Source organism: Orlajensenia flava (assembly GCF_004801905.1).
Taxonomy (GTDB): Bacteria; Actinomycetota; Actinomycetes; order Actinomycetales; family Microbacteriaceae; genus Orlajensenia; species Orlajensenia flava.
The window spans coordinates 57,394-75,423 of record NZ_SSSN01000014.1 but is presented as its reverse complement, the minus strand read 5'-3'; the positions used below and the strand labels follow the sequence as shown (position 1 = coordinate 75,423).

At 70.4% G+C, this 18,030-nt stretch carries 16 protein-coding genes; 6 read left to right on the top strand and 10 right to left on the bottom strand.

The window, feature by feature from the left end; all coding sequences use genetic code 11:
• Positions 1-19 precede the first annotated feature (19 nt).
• Positions 20-916 (top strand): ATP-grasp fold amidoligase family protein, encoded by an 897-nt coding sequence (locus E6C70_RS15170; protein ID WP_136425348.1) that lies wholly within the window; start codon positions 20-22, stop codon positions 914-916.
• Positions 913-2,172, top strand: a complete 1,260-nt coding sequence (locus E6C70_RS15165) for a glycosyltransferase family 4 protein (RefSeq protein WP_136425347.1) — start codon at positions 913-915, stop codon at positions 2,170-2,172. The genes E6C70_RS15170 and E6C70_RS15165 overlap by 4 nt, the downstream gene beginning before the upstream one ends.
• Here the strand turns inward: E6C70_RS15165 and E6C70_RS15160 are convergent.
• The 4 genes from E6C70_RS15160 to E6C70_RS15145 are packed head-to-tail and all read right to left on the bottom strand — an operon-like array spanning position 2,093 to position 6,199.
• A complete protein-coding gene (locus E6C70_RS15160) occupies positions 2,093-2,947 on the bottom strand; it encodes a glycosyltransferase family 2 protein (RefSeq protein ID WP_136425346.1) in 855 nt (284 codons plus the stop codon). The two genes, E6C70_RS15165 and E6C70_RS15160, sit on opposite strands and share 80 nt — an antisense overlap.
• The gene (locus E6C70_RS15155) at positions 2,944-3,945 is read right to left on the bottom strand and encodes a glycosyltransferase (protein WP_235833562.1); all 1,002 of its coding nucleotides are present in this window, start codon (positions 3,943-3,945) and stop codon (positions 2,944-2,946) included. Before E6C70_RS15155 ends, E6C70_RS15160 begins: the two co-directional genes overlap by 4 nt.
• Positions 3,946-3,956: 11 nt before the next feature.
• On the bottom strand, positions 3,957-5,072 hold the full coding sequence (locus E6C70_RS15150) for a glycosyltransferase (protein WP_136425344.1): 1,116 nt from the start codon (positions 5,070-5,072) through the stop codon (positions 3,957-3,959).
• Positions 5,069-6,199 (bottom strand): glycosyltransferase, encoded by a 1,131-nt coding sequence (locus tag E6C70_RS15145; RefSeq protein ID WP_136425343.1) that lies wholly within the window; start codon positions 6,197-6,199, stop codon positions 5,069-5,071. Before E6C70_RS15145 ends, E6C70_RS15150 begins: the two co-directional genes overlap by 4 nt.
• A 122-nt stretch (positions 6,200-6,321) precedes the next feature.
• On the opposite strand from E6C70_RS15145, the gene E6C70_RS15140 reads away from it, so the two are divergent.
• Both E6C70_RS15140 and E6C70_RS15135 read left to right on the top strand, forming a co-directional pair.
• Complete coding sequence (locus E6C70_RS15140) at positions 6,322-7,371, top strand: glycosyltransferase (RefSeq protein WP_136425342.1); 1,050 nt, start codon at positions 6,322-6,324, stop codon at positions 7,369-7,371.
• A complete protein-coding gene (locus E6C70_RS15135) occupies positions 7,368-8,714 on the top strand; it encodes a glycosyltransferase (RefSeq protein WP_136425341.1) in 1,347 nt (448 codons plus the stop codon). The genes E6C70_RS15140 and E6C70_RS15135 overlap by 4 nt, the downstream gene beginning before the upstream one ends.
• 81 nt (positions 8,715-8,795) lie before the next feature.
• Here E6C70_RS15135 and E6C70_RS15130 read toward each other — a convergent pair whose 3' ends face one another.
• Genes E6C70_RS15130 through E6C70_RS15120 form a run of 3 tightly spaced genes read right to left on the bottom strand, consistent with a single transcriptional unit; the run spans position 8,796 to position 10,665 of the window.
• Positions 8,796-9,362, bottom strand: a complete 567-nt coding sequence (locus tag E6C70_RS15130; protein WP_136425340.1) for a DUF3618 domain-containing protein — start codon at positions 9,360-9,362, stop codon at positions 8,796-8,798.
• Positions 9,359-9,775 (bottom strand): phage holin family protein, encoded by a 417-nt coding sequence (locus E6C70_RS15125; RefSeq protein ID WP_136425339.1) that lies wholly within the window; start codon positions 9,773-9,775, stop codon positions 9,359-9,361. The genes E6C70_RS15130 and E6C70_RS15125 overlap by 4 nt, the downstream gene beginning before the upstream one ends.
• Positions 9,772-10,665 carry a hypothetical protein gene (locus E6C70_RS15120; protein ID WP_136425338.1) on the bottom strand — a complete coding sequence of 298 codons (894 nt, stop codon included), beginning with the start codon at positions 10,663-10,665 and terminating at the stop codon, positions 9,772-9,774. Before E6C70_RS15120 ends, E6C70_RS15125 begins: the two co-directional genes overlap by 4 nt.
• A 280-nt stretch (positions 10,666-10,945) precedes the next feature.
• Here E6C70_RS15120 and E6C70_RS15115 point away from each other — a divergent pair, with 280 nt between their 5' ends.
• Both E6C70_RS15115 and E6C70_RS15110 read left to right on the top strand, forming a co-directional pair.
• Positions 10,946-11,902 (top strand): manganese catalase family protein, encoded by a 957-nt coding sequence (locus E6C70_RS15115; protein ID WP_136425337.1) that lies wholly within the window; start codon positions 10,946-10,948, stop codon positions 11,900-11,902.
• Positions 11,903-11,916: 14 nt separating this feature from the next.
• Entirely contained in the window at positions 11,917-13,113 is a 1,197-nt protein-coding gene (locus E6C70_RS15110; protein WP_136425336.1) for an NAD(P)/FAD-dependent oxidoreductase, read from the top strand.
• A gap of 105 nt (positions 13,114-13,218) precedes the next feature.
• Here E6C70_RS15110 and E6C70_RS15105 read toward each other — a convergent pair whose 3' ends face one another.
• The 3 genes from E6C70_RS15105 to E6C70_RS15095 are packed head-to-tail and all read right to left on the bottom strand — an operon-like array spanning position 13,219 to position 17,920.
• Complete coding sequence (locus E6C70_RS15105; RefSeq protein WP_136425412.1) at positions 13,219-14,187, bottom strand: NAD-dependent epimerase/dehydratase family protein; 969 nt, start codon at positions 14,185-14,187, stop codon at positions 13,219-13,221.
• A complete protein-coding gene (locus tag E6C70_RS15100) occupies positions 14,184-16,904 on the bottom strand; it encodes an alpha/beta fold hydrolase (protein WP_407921045.1) in 2,721 nt (906 codons plus the stop codon). Before E6C70_RS15100 ends, E6C70_RS15105 begins: the two co-directional genes overlap by 4 nt.
• Positions 16,898-17,920, bottom strand: a complete 1,023-nt coding sequence (locus E6C70_RS15095; protein ID WP_235833561.1) for a 3-oxoacyl-ACP synthase III — start codon at positions 17,918-17,920, stop codon at positions 16,898-16,900. Before E6C70_RS15095 ends, E6C70_RS15100 begins: the two co-directional genes overlap by 7 nt.
• Positions 17,921-18,030 lie beyond the last annotated feature (110 nt).

Genomic DNA, 18,030 nt, shown 5'->3' with positions numbered 1-18,030 from the left:
GGGAGCGGACGGGCGGGCGATGCAGTACGGCGAAGTGCGTTGGCGCGAGCGCAGCCGCCTGGTGCGCACGTGGCGGCTCCTCCGCACCCGCCGACCCCGCAGCTTCACGGACAAGGTGCGCTACAAGATGCTGCGCGACCACCGCGACCTGGTCGTGACCTTCGCCGACAAGGCCGCGGTCCGTCGCTACGTGGCCGCCGCGGTGGGCGAGGAGGTGCTGCCGCGGGCTCTCGCCCTGCTCGACGACCCGGCGGAGCTGCGCGCGCTCGACCTGCCCGAGCGCTATGTCGTGAAACCCACCCACGGGAGCGGAGCGGCCATCGTCGTGTCGCCGGCCGCCGCGCCCGACAGCGTGCTGCCGGCGGCGGAGCACGGCTGGGTGTACCGGCACGTACGCCCGTCCGCGGCGGATCGTGACCGACTGGTGGCGATCGCCCGGCACTGGGTCGGCCAGCTGTACGGCCAAGGTCCCAATCGCGAGTGGGCGTACGGACTCGTGCCGCCGCGTATCATCGTCGAGGAGTTCCTCGCCTCACCGGGCGGCGGCATCCCCGACGACCTCAAGTTCTTCGTCTTCAACGGCGTCTGCCGCTTCATCCAGCTCGACGCCGGGCGGTTCGGTGGGCGCACGCAGGACTTCTTCGACGCGGAGTGGCGGCACCTGCCGATGAGCGGTGGCCCGGCGTGGGCCGATCCGCTTCCCTCCCGACCGGCACGGCTGGAGGAGATGATCGGCATCGCAGAGCGGCTCGGGGCGGAGACCGACTTCGTCCGCGTCGACCTCTACGACCTCGGCGATCGCGTGGTGTTCGGCGAGCTGACGAGTTATCCGGCCGGCGGGGACAGCCCATTCGAGCCGGCATCCTTCAACCTCGTCTTCGGCAAACAGTGGACCGTTCCGAGACGCTACCGATGACGGATGCCGTGCCCCAGACGCACCCCGAGCGCTGGCTCGTGGCCACGACCGAGTACGCGGGCCTGACGGCCTACACCGGAGGCATCGGCCGCCACCTCGCCGCCCTGCTGCCCGCGCTCGTCGCTCGCGGCATCGACGTCGACCTCGTGGTGTTCTCGGCCGACACAGCGTTGCCCGACGTGGATCTGGGTGGCGTGCGGATCGTTGGCTTCGTCTCGACCGCCGGCCTGCCGCGCCTGATCGAGTTGCCCCTGCGCACCCGACGGCTGAAGACCATCCTTCGTCGGCACGGCTACGACCGGGTCTTCCTGCCCGAGTGGGGCGGGCTCGGCTCCGCGCTCCCCCGTTCGGCGCCGCTCGTGACCAACCTGGCGACCAGCCTGAGGCTCGCCAACGCTGTGTCCGGATTGGCCGTCGCCGACCTGCCCCGGCTCACGCGACTCGTCGTGGCCATGCAGAACAGGCTCGAGGACCGCCAGATCCGACGCTCCGCAGGCCTCATCTCCATCTCGCACGCCATGCTCAGCCGCACGGAGACGCTGTTTCGCCGGCTGCCACCCGCTCGCGTCGTCGGCAACTGCATCGACGTGGACGGCGTGGCGGCAGCGGCACTCCGCGCTCCCGTGCCAGCCGGATGGCCCGAGGCAGACGCGCCCGTCGTGCTGTTTCTCGGGCGGCTCGAGCGTCGCAAGGGGGTGACGGATGCCGTCGCCGCATTCGGTGCGGTGTCCGACCGGTACGGCTCGGCGCAACTGGTGCTCGCCGGCGCGAGCGGCGATCGGCGGTTCGAGCCCGACCAGGCCGAGTTGCTCGCGGCGGTGCCGCCCGAGGCCCGCGAGCGGGTGGTCTGGCTCGGCCACGTCGGCGGCGACGAGCTCTACCACGCCATCGCCGCGTCGGCTGTCGTCCTGTGCCCCTCGCGCTGGGAGGGCTTCGGCAACGTTGCGCTCGAGGTGAAGGCGATCGGCCGACCGCTCGTCTGCACGACGGGAAGCGGCTTCGACGATTTCTGCACGGACGGGGAGGATTCGCTCATGGTTCCGCCCGACGACCCGGCGGCGCTGGCCGACGCGATCGGCCGGATCCTCGACGACGATGCATTGGCGACCCGCCTGGGCGACACCGCTCGGGTGACCGCGAGACGCTACACGCCGACCGTGATCGCCTCCGAGCTGGTCAGCGCGGTGGATGAGTTGCTGGGTCCGGCGGAACGGCATCAGCCGAGGCCTTCACCCACGAACCGTCGACCCAGCTGATCGCCCCACGCTCGGCGAAGGCGGCGATCCAGCCGTCCATCGGCCACCGGCCCCATCGCTCCGCGAACAGCCGTCCGTTGCGCAGGATGTCGTCGAGGTGCTGCCACGGCGGCGATGAGGTGGGGTGGTACTGGTGATAGGCGTGCGCGCCTCCCACCCAGGCGAGCGGGATGCCGGCCTCCCGCAGGCCGAACGCGAAGTCGGTGTCCTCGCCGCCGTAGCCCTCGAAGCGCTCGTCGAAGCGGGGCCCACTCGTCCAGCGGTCGGAGGTCAGGGCGAAGGAGAGCGACCAGAACAGCACGTAGTCGTCGGCGCCCGCCAGCACCACGTCGCCGGGCGGTGGCGCCGGTCGAGCGGGATGCGGGCGGGTGAGTTCGCCCAGCAGCTCCGGGTCGGCTCCCGGCTCGAGGTAGGTCACCGGGCCGCACAGCACGGCATCCGGATGCGCGCGAGCCGCCGCTGCGTACCGGTCCACGAGGTCGGGTGCGGCGAGGCAGTCCGCGTCGAGGAAGACCAGCACCGACGCGCCGGTGTCCACCGCCCGGTCGGCACCGGCGTTGCGCGCGGCGGCGAGACGCAACCCCGCTCGACCAGGGGGCACGCGCAGCACGTCGTCGGCGGGAAGCGCCGGCGGTTCGTCGTCGCCGATCCACACCACGATCGTCCGGAGGTCGGCGACGCCCTCGAGCGAATGCAGCTGACGTCGCAGGTGACCCGATCGCGGCGCCGAGCACAACGTGATGACCGCCCGGGATGCCGCCGCGCGCTGCGTCATGGCCACCGCGTGTTCGCCACGTCCTCGATCGCTCGAGCGGCACGGGCCGCCGCACCGGATGTGCGCCACCGCGACCACTCCGGCCGCAGTGCTCGGGCTCGCCCCAGCACGTCGTGCCAGCGATCGGCGGTAGGCCATCCGCGTTCCACGACCGCCAGACCCGCGTGTTCCAAGGCGTCCGCGGTCGCGTCCTGCTCACCGAACGGCCGGCCCTGCGGAATGATGACAGCACGGGAGCCGGCGGCCGCCAGGTCGGCGACGGAGTTCTGGCCGGCCCAGGCGACAACGACGTCCGCGCGGCCCAGCTGCTCCCACGGGTCAGCCGACCAGACGCCTCCGCCGAGCGGGCCGACGGAGCTCCAGCTCTGACCGTGGGTGGCGGCCACGGCCGCATCGAGCGCCTCGGCGGTGACGGTCGTGCCGCCCGCGCCGCTGAGGACGAGCACGCCGGAGCGGTGGTCGGACGGGGCCGTTCGACCGTCGAACCGGCTGATGCCGCCGACGTACGCCACCTGCGGGAACGCGCCGAGGTGTCGGGGGCGCAGCAGCTCCTCGGGCCACGGCGCGATGATGGCTGCCGCGGCGCGGAACGCCAGCAGGTGGGTGTCATCATCCCGCTGCCCCGGCTGCGTGATGAGAACGGGAGGGATGCCGAGCAGGCGCGCGAACAGGGTCACCTCGGCGGACACGTCGACCACGAAGGCGGCGACAGCGCGCCGATCGATGGTTGCGGCGATCGCGGTGAGTCGTCGCCGATGTCCGTCGTGGAGGAGAGGGGCCCAGTGCAGGAGACCCCCGGCCGACGGGTCGCGCTCGGCCGGTGGTGCGCCGGGTTCGACGGCGTCGTCGCGCTCCAGGTGCACCCACTCGCAGTTCTCGGGCAGACCGTCGGGGCGCGGTAGCGAACTGAAGCAGAGGATGTCCGTGTCGAGGTGGGGAGCGATCGCGAGCAGCCTTCCGACGTGCCCGCGCCCGTGGTGGTGGACGTACCAGGCCACCCGCGGCCGGCTCACGCGGCGCGCTCCCGTACGACGGCGTGATCGTCGATCACGGCGGCGAAGTGCCGCTCGAGCGCATCGATGCGCGCCGGCAGCGAGAAGCGCGTACGCGCCTGATCGCGGATGGACGGCCGGAACGTCGCGTCGTTCTCGGCCTGCTCGATGAGGCCGGCCGCCCTCTCGGCCAAGGTCTCGGTGTCCAGACGCGGAGCCGTGGCCATCCCGAGGCTCGCGCCGGCGATCTCCGCCACGCCGCCCACCGCGAAGCTGGCCACCGGGGTGCCGCACATGAGCGCCTCGGGGGCGACCAGCCCGAACGGCTCATCCCAGACGGGAGTGGCGATCGAGCAGGCGCTGCGACCGACGAGGGCGGCGAGCTCGTGTGGCGCGAGCTGGCCGATGTAGCGAACACCGGCCCCGACCCGCGGCAGGACGAAGCGCTCGGCGTAGTCCGCGTCGCCGATGCGGCCGGCGATGATGAGCCGACGCCCCAGCCGCTCGGCCACCTCGATCGCGAGGTGCGGCGCCTTCTCCGGCACGATCCGGCCGAACCAGACGAGATCGCTCCCGCCCGGTCCGAGCGGCCACGCGATCGGATCGACGGCGTTGGGCAGGACGGATGACGTGACGCCCGCCGCCGCCCACTCGCGTCGCGTGAACTCGCTGACCGAGAGGAAGGAGCTGCGATAGCCGGTCGCCGAGGCGTGGGCGTGCACCAGGTCGTCGTCGACCGGCGTGTGCAACGTCGAGACCATCGGCACGCCCAGCCCGCCGGCCCGTTGCAGCGGCAACCCGTGCAGGCAGTGATTGGAGATGACGTCGAAATGCTCCGGCGTCGCCGCGATCACGTCGAGGGCGCGATCGAGAGCGGGAACGGAACGATCGAGGTAGCTCGGAGGGTAGCTGTCGTCGGTGGGACGCGAACCGGTCGGCCAGGTCAGCGCCGGGATGGTGATGGCGGCGCCATCCGATCCCTCTGGCGCGATCAACGTGACCTCGTGCCCCCGTGCGCGCAGCTGGTGCACCTCGTTCCAAACCGCGGACTCGAGGCCGCCCGCGTGCGGACGACGGATGGGGAAACGCAGCGGTGCGATGACGACGATGCGCAGGTTCGAACGGGCCGTCACGATCGTCGCTCGGCGATCAGGCTGCGGTAGAGGTCGGCGTGGACGGACGCCACCCGCTCGTCGTCGACGACGCGCGTGAGGCGACGGCGGTCGAACTCCTCGGCTCGTGCGGCCGTGCCCGCACGCGTCTCCCCCGAAGCGTCGAGCACCGCGGCGATCGCGCTCGCGAGCGAGTCGCCCGAGTCGGTGAGCGAGTCGTCGAGCGTGAAGGAGCGCACGGAGGCATGCTGCTCGGCGTAGAACCCCACCGCCGGAGCGACCACGCCGACACCAAGGTCCCAGCACAGCTCCAGCCATCCGGAGTGCGTGCCGTGCCCGTACGGCAGCACGCACACGTCGAGGCGTGACAACGTGTTGGCCAGCTCGCGATCGTCGAGCCGCTCGTGCTCGATGAGCACCATCCGCTCGCTGTTCGCGGCAACCTCGCGTACCGCCTCGCGCGCTGCCGGGTCGCGCACCTCCCGATGCATGCGCACCTCGGCGTCTGCGGTGATGCCCCTCTGCCCGAGCTGCGCGAGGGCGTCGGCGAGCGCGCGCACCATCGCCACGGCGTCGACGTTCGGGCGGAGGTCCTTCAGGTGCATGCCGATGCGCACCTCGTCGGAGGGGAACACCCGCGGCAGCGGCGCTCCGACCGGGAGGATCGACGGATGCGCCGACACGACAGCGATGCGACCCCACCGGCGCCGGACTTCGTCGGCTGCTCCCGCGGTGAGCGTGACGACGGCGTCAGAGCCGGCCACGAGCACATCGAGCTGGTCGCGATAGTGGGACTGGTCGGCGAGCTGCGGATGGTCGAGGTCGTGCACCGTGAACACTACCGGCCAGCTCACCCGGTGGGCGGCGGCAAGGCAGGATGCCAGGTGCTGCACGGAGAACGACTCGGTCCCGAAGTGGATGTGCAGCAGATCCGCGTCGTCGGCATGCTCGACGATCCATGCCGGGTCGAGTGCTGCGGATGGCGCCCATACGTCCGTCGACGCCGTCGGTTCGAGAGCGCTCGTGATGCCCGGGGCAGCGGTGACGCTGCGGACATAGGGGTGAGCGGCGGGGACCGACAGCACCGTGACCTCGTGGCCGACGTCGAGAGCGTCGGTCCGAGCCGGCGCTGCGACGGTCTGCTGCATGAAGGTCCCTCTGGATCGGCGCGCGCGGGGTTGAGGCGAGTATAGAAGGTCCACCGTACGCGCGCCGGGTTACGCGTAGGCCACCCTTGACGCGGAGCCGCCTATGCACCAGCATTTGCGAGATGCCCGAGCCGGAACTTCCCCACCTTCTTCTGGTCGGGCCACCCGGGCACGGAGTCGTGCGATACGCCCGCGAGCTGGCGGACGCCGTGCGGGCAGCCGACGAGTCCACCTCGATCATCACCGTCCCCGACGTGGACGGCGCGGTGGCTGCCGCCACGATGGTCGACCGCGCCCACGTGCATGTCACCGATCGCCTGTTCGGATCCTCCCCCGAGGAGGCCGCGGACAGCCTCGAGCGCATGGCCTCGGCGACCCGACTCGCCATCACGCTTCACGACCTCCCACAGGCCTCCGACGGCGCCCCGCTCGCGCGCCGGGTGGCGGCCTACGCGCGATTCGCGCACGCGGCCGACGCCGTGGTGGTGAACAGCCAGCACGAGGCGCAGCTGGTCGAGGAGTACCTCGGGCAGCCGGCGGCCTCCGTCGCAGTCATCCCCCTCGGCACCCGCCATCCGCTGCCCCTGTCGGACTCGGAGAGTCCAACGAACCGCAGTGATGACCCCCTGGTGGCGCTGATCGCCGGCTACATCTACCCGGGCAAGGGGCACCGTGAGGCCATCACGGCCGTGGCCGACGCGGTAGCCAGCCTGCGATCGCAGGGATCCGCCCCCGCCGACGCCGCCGTCGTAGCGATCGGGGGAACGTCGCCCGGCCACGAGGGCGATGTCGCCGACCTGCTGCGCCTCGCGAACGAGCGCGGCGTGCGCCTTCGCGTCACCGGCTACCTCGACGACAGCGCATACGACCGGGAGCTGGCGGGATTCGGCATCCCCGTGGCAGCCCACCAGCACGTCTCGGCCTCGCGGTCGATGCTCGACTGGATCGAGCACGGCCGACGACCGCTCGTGGTCGATTCCCGGTACTCCCGAGAGATGGCCGCGCTGAGACCCGGCACTATGACCTTGTTCGATTCCGCAGCGCTGGCGGATGAGCTGGTGGCCGCCTGGCACGATCCGGCCGCCACGCGGCTCGCCGCCGGGACGTCGCTCGCCCCGACACTCGCGTCGACCGCCGACGCCTACCGATCCTGGTGGGCGGCTGTCTCATGACGCTGCAGAGGAGCGACGGATGGGCGCTCCCCGGCAACCGCTGGGATCTACTCGCCGATTTCGAACCCGACTCTCCGCCGTCGATCTCGGTGATCGTCGCGCACTACGAGCAGCCGAGCCAGCTCGCTCGCACCCTGCGAGCTCTGGATAGGCAGCGTCATCCCGCGGAGCTGCTCGAAATCATCGTCGTCGACGACGGCTCGCGCGAACCGCCGCAGGTGCCGGGCCACGTCCACCTGATCCGCCAGGACGACCTCGGCTTCCGCCTGGCCGCCGCGCGCAATCGCGGAGCCGCGGCGGCGCGCAACGACGTGCTGGTCTTCCTCGATGCCGACACGGCGCCCGAACCGGACTACCTGAGGCGGCTCAGCAGACTCCCCGCGCTCACCTGGGACGCCGTGACCGTCGGGCGTCGACGACACGCGGATCTCACCCCCCTCGATCCTGCCGCCGACGTCGAGCTGGAGGGGCCGCGGCACCTGCTCCCCCACCCCGCCTGGTTGGCCGACGCCTATGGCGCGTCCGGCGACCTGCTTCGCGTCGACTCCCGCAGCTATCGCTACGTCATCGGAGCGGTGATCGCCTGCACGCAGCGGTTCTTCGCCGAGACCGGCGGATTCGACGAGTCGTTCACCCGCTACGGCGGAGAGGATTGGGAGTGGGCTTACCGCGCGTGGCTGAACGGCGCCGTGCTGGCGCACGTGCCCGACGCCGTCGCCTGGCACGACGGACCGGACAGCGCGGGACGCGGTGACTCCCTGGCCGGCAAGAACGACGAGGCGATTCGGCTGGCGGAGCTCATCCCGGTTCCGTCATCGCGGGGGCGAGGACTTCCCTCGACGCGGGCGGACATCGCGGTCACCGTTCCGACTGGTGATCTGAGCGCGGGTCAGCGATTCATCACCCTCGACTCGATGCTGGCCGCCGTGCCCGGGGCGGCCGTCGTCGAGGCGGATGGTGGGTTCGCTTCCGAAACCCGGGCCGCGACGGATGGCGACGCGGGCGCGGCCGAGCGGCTCGACCCTGCGCGGCTCGACCCTGCGCGTCTCGACCGAGTGCGTTTCGACCGGGTTCGACTCGACGTCATCGTGGAGCGGGCCGTCCGCGTCGAGCCGGGTTCCTTGGATGACGCACTGGCGGCCATCGACGGTGATGCCTTCTCCGAGGTCATCATCCGCGCCACCGACGGCGAAATGCTCATTCGCGTGGCGTCGCGTCGAGCGAGGTCGCGACTCGATCGCTGGGGTGGCGATGCCCGCCTTCCCACACTCGACCTCACCGCAGCCGGAATCCAGCGACTCTCCGAGGAGCCCGACGTCGAGGCCTACCTCGGCGGCTGGTGACCCCTGAATCCGGACGCGAAGAGTTCCGGTGCGCCAAGAACCCCGGCGCTGCATCCGAGCGCCGGGGTTCCCGCGTGTTCGTCAGTTCGCGTCCTGGATCTTCTCCCGCGAGTCGGCAGCCTGGTCCTTCACGTCATCGACGGCCGAACTCGCCTCCGCTTTGACGTTCTCCACGGCCTCGGTTGCCGAGTCTTTGACGGCCGTCGCTGCATCCTGGGCGGGCTCCTTGAGGTTCTCGCCGATCGTCGAGGCGACGCCCTGAGCCTCGCTGATGAGCGGCTGGGCGGCATCCGCAAGCGAAGCGGTGAGCTCCTTCTCCTTCTCGCTTGCCGGAATCAGCGACGACAGCAGCCAGCCGGCACCGAACGCGATCAGCCCGACGGCCAGGGGGTTCCCCTTCGCCTTCGCGACGGCCGAACGCGCTGCGTCGGAGACGTCATCCGCCGCGCCGCCCGCCTTGTCCTGCGCGTCGGACGCGGCACCCATCACGCGATCGCGTACGGAACGCAGCGCACCCTTGGCCTTATCGGCCTGCCGTTGGGCGATCTTCGACGGATCGACTTTGTCTGCCAACGCGTCGACGTCGCTGCCGAGGTCACGGCGGGTGGATTCAATCTGCGACCGGATCTGGTCGGGGTCGTTCGTCATCGGTTCTCCTCGTTTCGCTTCAGGGTTTCGGGAATCTCTTTGACCGTCTCGACGGTCTGCGGCACGCCCTCGACGGTCGCGAGCGCCTTTCGGCCGTTCACGTAGAGCACCGCAGCGACGATGCCCCAGATGACGGCGACGACCAGGCCCGACCAGGCGTTGCCGATCAGGTATCCGAGTCCCCACCACGCGGCGATCGAGACGAAGAGCACGGCCAGGAAGCCGGCGACTCCGCCGCCACCGAGCAGGCCCGCTCCTTTGCCGGCACGCTTGGCCGACTGTTGGATCTCGGCTCGAGCCAGCGCGACCTCTTGCCGCATGAGGGTCGACACGTCGCGCGTCACCTCACTCAGCAAGTCGCCCAGCGACGTGTTGCCGGCTTTCTCCTCCGACGGAGTCGGCTGATCGGTCATCGTTGGTCGTCTCCGATCGGGTGCTGGGCGTTTCCGACACCGAACTCCTCGGACGCTCCCTGGTCGTCTCCCGCCGGGCGCTGGGCGTTGCCGGCACCGAACTCGTCGGACGCTCCCTCATCTCGGTCATCCGAGCCGTACCCACCGGTGTTGTAGACGCCCGTGTTGTATCCATCCGCGTCGCCGACCACCGGCAGGTCACCTTCCGGGTCAGCGACCTGGTCATCGCCCCCGAGCGACGAGTACAGCGGAGTGGACGTGGCCGGCGCGGGTGCGTCGGCGAGGTAGGGCTCGTCCACGGTGTTCACCTCGATGTCGGGGCTCTCAGACGAGACGTCAGCGACGCGCGAACCGGATGCTCCGGTTCCCGTCTTGTCCGGGGCGGAGGCATTGCTGGCCGCGGAGCGAGTGATGCGCCCGGCCAGCAGACCGGCGACCGCCGCAATCGCGATGAACGTGCCAGGACGTCGACGCGCGAACTCGCGCACCTCATCGACAAGCGATTCGGGATCGCGATCAGCGAGCCACGAACCCCACGCTTTCGCGCGGCTGGACGCCTGGGACACTAGGTCCGCAGCCACTCCGCCCGACGAGGCCGACGCCATGTCGTCCAAGTCGCCGCCGATCGAGCGGAGTCCATCGGCTGCACGGCTCTGTTGTGTCGCAGCCTGGTCTTTCAGCTCGCCGGTGACCTGGTGGAACAGCGTCGACACCTGGGCCTTGGCCTCGCCCACAACGCCCGCCGCCTCATCCTTCGCCGTCGCTGCCACCGACTTGCCGGAATCGACCGCTTGACCGGCGACGTTCTTGGCCTCGTCGCGCGCAACGCCCACCGTGCCGGACGCGTCGTCCTTCATCGGCTCGGTGTGTTCTTGGTAGATGTCTGTCATGATTCCGCTCCTTCTGCTCGTGTGACGGCGGGCTCGTTGGGTCCGTGCGACCGCTCGTCGACCGCATATCAGCGGTGCCGCAATCGTGCGCGGGTCTGGAGACGACGGACAGGGCTTGCCAGCCGACACGATACGGTGTAGCCCGCCGCGCCCGACCTCGGCGGATGTGCAACTCGGCATCCGCGCGGCTCGCCCGGCTAGACATGGCTGGCGTTGTCAAGCCCGAGATCGAGGGGTACGGCGGACGTACGGTTGCCCGACATCGTCCAAAGGAGCACTCATGTACTTCCACGTGCAACGACTCATCAACGACATCGCCAGCGACGAGCCGGATCCGGCCGCCGCTAACGCCCTGCAGGAGGGCCTCGGGGGCCAGTTCGGTGAGATGCGCACGATGATGCAGTACCTGTTCCAGAGCATGAACTTCCGGGGCGCTGCGGCCAAGCCCTTCCGCGACGTCATCCAGGGCATCGGAACCGAGGAGATCAGCCACGTCGAGCTCATCGGCACCACCATCTCCCGCCTGTTGGACGGCTCCCCCCGCTATCAGGGCGAAGCGACGGATCCGCTGGACACGCCCGGTTCGGGCGGCGCCATCCCGTTGAACATCGCTCTCAGCGAAGGGAACATCCACCACTACCTCGTGGGCGCCCAAGGGGCGCTGCCGGTCGATTCGGTCGGCAACCCCTGGAGTGGCAGCTACGTCTACAACTCGGGCAATCTCCCCCTCGACCTGCTCTACAACCTCATGCTCGAATCCACCGGCCGCCTGCAGAAGTGCCGCATCTACGAGATGACCGACAACGCGACCGCCCGCAGCACGGTCGCCTACCTCATCGTCCGCGATCAGGCTCACGAGAACGCCTATGCGAAGGCGCTCGAGAGCCTCGGCGTCGACTGGAAGACCCTGTTGCCGATTCCCAAGACCAACGCCGAGAAGTTCCCCGAGGTCAAGAAGTTGCTCGACCTCGGCCTGCAGAGCAAGCAATACAGCTTCGATCTCGCCGGCCAGTCCGAGGCCGGGCGCATCTTCCAGGGCATGTCACCGTCGAAGGATGGAACCACGCTCGACGCGAGCGAGCAGGCGCCCGAGGGGGTTCCATCCGTCATCTCGCCGGAACGGCTCGAGGAGTTCTCCCCGGGTCTGGACGCCGACCTGGTCGCCCTCATCCAGGCCACGGCGGAGATGGAAATGGCCGACGTGGTCGACTCGTTCGGACCCGTCGCGACGAAGTGAGTGGAATCGGACGCATGAGTCATTCGCACCACAGCGTCGTCGTCGTCGGAGGCGGCAATGCTGGCCTCTCGGTCGCCGGTCGCCTGCAACGACATGGCGTCAAGGATGTCGTGGTCATCGAACCGCGCGAGCATCATCTCTACCAGCCGATGTTCTCGCACGTCGCCGGTGGCACCGCGCGGGCGAGCATGGCGACCCGGCCGCAGGCCTCCGTGATGCCGAAGGGAGTCGGCTGGATCCGGGATGCGGTCAGTGCCATCGATCCGGACTCGAACCGGCTCGCACTGGTGTCCGGCGACACCGTCGGCTACGACCAGGTCATCGTCTGCACCGGGATCCAGAAGGACTGGAATCGCATTCCGGGCCTCGCGGCAGCCGTGCGGTCGCCATCGGGATCCTCGCACTACGAGTTCGATCTCGCCGCCAAGGCATCGCTCCTCCTCCGCGACCTGCAGCGCGGGACCGTCGTCTTCACCCAGCCCGCCGGTCCGGCAACGTGTGCCGGGGCATCCCAGAAGCCGATGTACCTGGCCTGCGACTACTGGCGTGCTGCTGGTGTGCTTGACGACATCCACGTGGTGATGATCGTGCCCGACGCCACCGTGTTCGGCATCCCCCTCATCGACGAGGAGCTGGAGCGCAAGGTAGCGGAGTACGGCATCGAGCTGCGGTGCGCGACCGAACTCGTCGAGGTGGATGCCGAGAGCCGCGTCGCCGTGATCGCGCATGACGGCGCGACCGAGCGGCTGCCGTACGATCTTCTGCACGCTGTTCCGCCCCAGTCAGCGCCTGACTGGCTGAAGGACAGCGCGCTCCCGGCGGTGGGAGACGAGCTCGGCTTCGTCGAAGTCGATCCGCACACGCTGCGCCACCCGCGATTCCCCTCTGTCTGGGCGCTCGGCGACTCCGCGGCTACGACCAACTCGAAGTCGGGCGGCGCCCTGCGCAAGCAGACCACCGTCGTCGCGGCGAACGTCGAGGCCGCGCTCCGGGGAAAGCCCGCGACGTCGGAATACGACGGCTATACGGTCTGCCCGTTCACCGTCTCGCGGTCGACCGTCGTCTTCGCCGAGTTCGACGACGCCTACCGGCTGAAGCCCACCATCCCCCTCTGGAAGGGTCTAGCGCGCGAGCGGCGTCTCACCTGGGTCTTCGACCGACACATCCTGCCGTGGGTGTACTGGCACATGATCCTCAAGGGTCGCGCCTGAGGCGGCGGGCCGGTGGGCCCGACCCGTTTACAGGATGAGAGCCGATCGGGCCCCTCAGACGGGACCGGCTCGGCGCTGACCCTGTAAACGAAGAATGAAGCAGGGTCAGCGAGAGTAGTGCTCGGCGAGGCGGCTGAGGCCCTCGTCGATGGACACGCTCGGCGCCCAGGACAGGTCACGGCGGGTGTCTCGCTGGTCGAACCAGTGCGCCGTCGACAGTTGCTCGGCGAGGAACTCCGTCATCGGCGGCTCGTCTGTTCCCGGGCGGACGGCCCAGACCCGCTCGATGCCCGCGCCCGCCGCACGTCCGAGCCAGGCTGGGATGCTCCACCGCGGCGGCTGTACCCCCGCTGCGAGACAGATGCCGGCGAGCAGCTCGCCCACCGGTCGCGGTTCGCCGTTCGTGAGCACGTACGCCCGCCCGTGCGCCTCGTTCGCCCGGTCGAGCGCGGCAGCGATGCCGGATGCGGCGTTGTTCACGTAGGTGGAGTCGATGAGCGCCGTCCCGCCGTTGAGCAGCGGAAGGCGCCCGCGACGCGCGCGGTCGACGATCCGTTCGACGAGCTGCGTGTCGCCGGGGCCCCACACGAGATGCGGACGCACCGCGACGACGGGCATCGCACTCGAGTCACGCGCGAGGGCGATCAGCTCTCCCTCCGCCTTGGTCTGCGCGTATCGTCCACGTGCCCGCCGCGGGTCGGCCGGCTCGGCACCGACACCCATCAGCGCGGAGCCGACGTGGGCGACCGACGGGGAGGATACCTGCACGAAACGGGATACGCCGGCGCGTTCGGCGGCCGCGAGCAGCGACCGCGTTCCCTCGACGTTGACGGAACGGAACTCGCTCTCGGCACCCGCGAGCGACACCTTCGCGGCGAGGTGCACGACGCCATCCACGCCATCCGTCGCGCGCGCCACGGCATCCGCATCGGTGATGGACCCGAGGACATCGGCGGCCCCGACGACCCCCGACGCGCGTCTCTGCAGTGTGCGCACCTCGTGGCCGCCGGCGACGAGCTCGGCGGCCACCGCACAACCGAGGAACCCGGATGCTCCGGTCACGAGCACGATCACGGCGCGACCGGCCTGCTCCCGGCCAGCATCCGCTCGGCCCACAGGGACAACCGCGATCGGTCGATCTTCGAGTTGTGCCGAATGTCGGTGGGCAGGGTCGGAACGGCGAGCACGGCGGCGAGCGGGAGACCCACCTGATCGCGCACGGCCCGCGTGAGGCTCGGGTCGGCGAGGCCCGGCCGCGTAGTGGGAGGGAGCGTCTCGACGACGGCGACAACCTGGCGCAGCAGACGCGGCCCGACGCCGACGATGGCGGCTCGGCGCACGGCATCCACCCGCTCGACCGCCTGCTCGGGGCCGACGGGCGCGATCGGGCCGTCGACGGTCACGATCACGTGCGGCAGCCGGCCCTCGATCCAGACGCGGCCATCAGCATCGAGGTGTCCGACATCGCCTGTGCGGTGCCAGCGAACATCGGGGTCGGCGGATGCGGGCGCGTCCGTATCCCGCGCGGCTTCGCGATCCGTGAGCCACAGCCGGTCGTAGTGATCCTTCAGGTGCGGCGCGGAGACGACGATCTCGCCGAGCACCCCCGGCGCGTCGCTGGGCAGCCCGCTGGCCCGTCCCTCAGCGTCGAGCGCGCTCACGAGCACCCGGTTCGACCCGATCGGCGAGCCGACGCACACCCCGGCGTCGGGGGCGTCGGCGACCTCGCGCAGCACGTCGAGCGTGACGTCGGTCACGAGCAGGCACTCGGTCATGCCGTACGGGGTATGCGGTGTCGCGTTCGGCATGAGCGCCGCCGCCGACTCGAGCAGGCGGGTTCCGACGGGCGCTCCCGTGGAGAGGAACGTGCGAACGCCGGCGAGCGCATCACGGTCATCCGGGGTCAGGGCACCGGCGGTGTCGACGACATTGAGGATGGCGGCGGGCGAGAGGAAGACCATCCGGGCGTCGCACTCGCGCACGGCCGCGGCGACAGCGGCAGCGGTGAGCGTGCGGGGCGACGACACGTCCATGTCGGGGGTGACCGAGCGAGTGCCGAGCGCAGGCCCCAACAGCGCGAAGGGGGCGAACCCCGTCACCAGCCCCGTCTCCTCGGTGACGCCGAAGTGCTCGGCGAGCACGTCCCGCAGTGCCGAGAGCTGACGGTGTGTGTAGGCGACTCCCTTGGCTGGCCCGGTGGATCCGGAGGTGAACAGGATGGCCGCGTCGTCGTCGGGCGCGGGCACCGCCGGAAGGTCGGCATCCGCTCCATGCTGCAGGATGTCGCCGAGGCTGTAGGAGACCCCGAGAGCGGCGGCGGAGACCCGCGGCAGACGCGCGACCGAGATGCGTATGCCCGGCCAGCCGAGCGCGCGCGCGGCGGTGAGGCCGATCGTCTCGCCGATGACGACGTCGGGCCACGATCCGCGCACCGCACGGGTGAGCCCGCGTACGCCCAATCCGGCGTCGGCCACGACGACGACCGCGCCGATGCGCAGGCACGCGTAGACGACGGCCGAGAGCGTTGCGCCGGGCTGCACCAGGAGAGACACGCGGTCGCCCTTGCGAACGCCCACGGCGTGCAGCCCTGCGGCGAGCCGGCTCACGCGGTCGTCGAGCTGCCGCCAGCTGACGCGACGCGGCGTGCGCGAGCCACCAGGAGCCATGTCGACGACGGCGATGGCGTCATCGTTTCGACGCTCCTCCAGCCGCTGCCAGATCGGCGAGAAGGACGGGTCCGCGGATGCCCCCGACTGCGCGTCGTCCTCACGCCCGGCGGGGCCGACCGGCCCGGCGTCGACTTCGCGCCCGGGGCCCCGCGGCTCTGTCAGCCGATCGTGGTGCTCGTCCAGCCACGCGGAGAGGGCATCGGCGTACGGCCGGTCCTCGGCGATGAGGTGACCGGCGCCCTCGAAGCGGTGGACGTCGGCGTGCGGAAGCCGGTCGACGAGATCGTCGAGATACCGGTCGCTGAAGATCGGGTCGCGCGGACCCCACAGCATCAGCGCGGGCACGTCGAGCCGAGCGACGCCGGCCGCGATCCGTTCCAGTTCGGCGAAACTCTCGTGCCTGCCGTCGACCGGGATGTCGGCCACGAATCCCCCGATCGCCCGGCGCCGGTCAGCCGTGCGGTACGGCGCACGAAACGCGTCCCGGACGGAAGCGTCCAGAGGCGGTGACGCGAGCGAGAGGGTCGTGTCGAGGAAGGCGGTCGTGGCCACGGTGGAGGCGGCCAGCATCCCACGCGCGCCGGCGAGGCGAAGCGGCAGCGGGATGGGCACGCCGCCCGGATTATGGATGGCGGTGTTGAGCAGCGCGACGCCCGCGAGCAGGTCGGGGTGGTCGACCGCCCAACCGAGGGAGACGACACCGCCCCAGTCATGGCCGAGCGTCACGACGGGTCCGTCGATGGCGAGCGCCCGGGTGAACGCGTCGAGGTCGGCGACCCGCTGCGCGAGGGGGCGGTGCACGTCCGTCCGCTCGGAGAAGCCCATGTCGACCTGGTCGACCGCGACGACGCGCCACGCCGGCTCCCCGGACTCGGCCGCACGAACGGACTCTGCCACGGTGGCCCGCCAGAGGTAGGACCAGGTGGGATTGCCGTGCACGGCGAGGATCGTCCCGATCGGCGTGACGCCGAGTCGGCCGAGCTCGGGACCGGAATCGAGGTAGTGCCACTCACGGACGAGCCCCGCATCCGTCCCTGCGCCGGGTACGGCGATGGTGTGGGAGAAGCGGACGTCGAGTCCCGGAAGTCCGGGCGGAGGGAGGGTCGCCCCTGCGCTCACCAGGCGAGTTCCAGCATCGCGGTGTTCAGCCCCGAGCCGACGCCCATGAGCAGCACACGATCGCCCTTCTTGAGCGTCTCCTGCTCCTCGACGAGGGTGATCGGAATCGAGGCGGGCCCGACGTTGCCGAACCGCGGATAGGTGCGGGGGACGCGATCGGGGTCGAGACCGGCGGCCTTGACGATCGCGTTCGTGTGCACGGACGACACCTGATGCGTGATGTACCGGTCCATCGACGACCAGTTCCACTCCGTCGACGCCTCTTTCCACGCCGACACGACGAGGTCGAGGCCGCCCTTGAGGAGCGCCTTGGCGTCGGTGAACATGCCGTCGACGCTGCCGACGCACAGTTCGTGGAACTGGGTGGCCGCACGCGTGACGCCTCCGAGCACGCGGTGAGCGGTGGGATGCTCGTCGGCCCGGCCGAGGATCGCGGCGGCGGAACCCGAGCCGAGGGTGAGCGAGGCGAACTCGCTCATGAAGTCGTCGCGGTTCACGTCGCGAGTGAGCAGGCGACGGATGGTCGTGTCCTGGATCTCATCCGCATCCTCGCCGTTGACGACGATGGCGTAGCGGATCTGGCCGGAGTCGATCATGCTCGCGGCGAGGCTCATGCCGCTCACGAAGCCGAGGCAGGCGTTGGCGACGTCGAAGTTGATGGCCGAGCTGGGCAGCCCGAGGCCGTGGTGGAGACGGACGGCGACCGACGGCTCGAGGTGCTTGCGAGTCACCGAGGTGTTGATGAGGAGGCCCAGCTGGGACGGATCGACGTTCGCCTCGGCCATCGCACGCCGACCGGCCGACACCGTGGCTTCGTCGGATGACTCGCCGCTCGCCCAGTTGCGACGCTCGAGCACTCCGGCCACGCGTTGCAGCAGCCCGCCGGGCAGCTTGAGCCGTCGCAGGGCAGCCGTCAATCGCTCCTCGATGTCGACCGAGGTGGTCACACGGCTCGGCAACGTGCTCGCCACGGACAGCAGGGCGACGTTCTCGAAGCGGGTGTTCGCATTTCCGGCCACGGAACCTCCCTTGTGTATGCCCGTCACGGCTTGCTCACCAGCGACCAACATTACGCGGGTTGGAGGGGAACAAATGACGAAAGCCGTCGAGCGGTATGATTCGGCGGTCC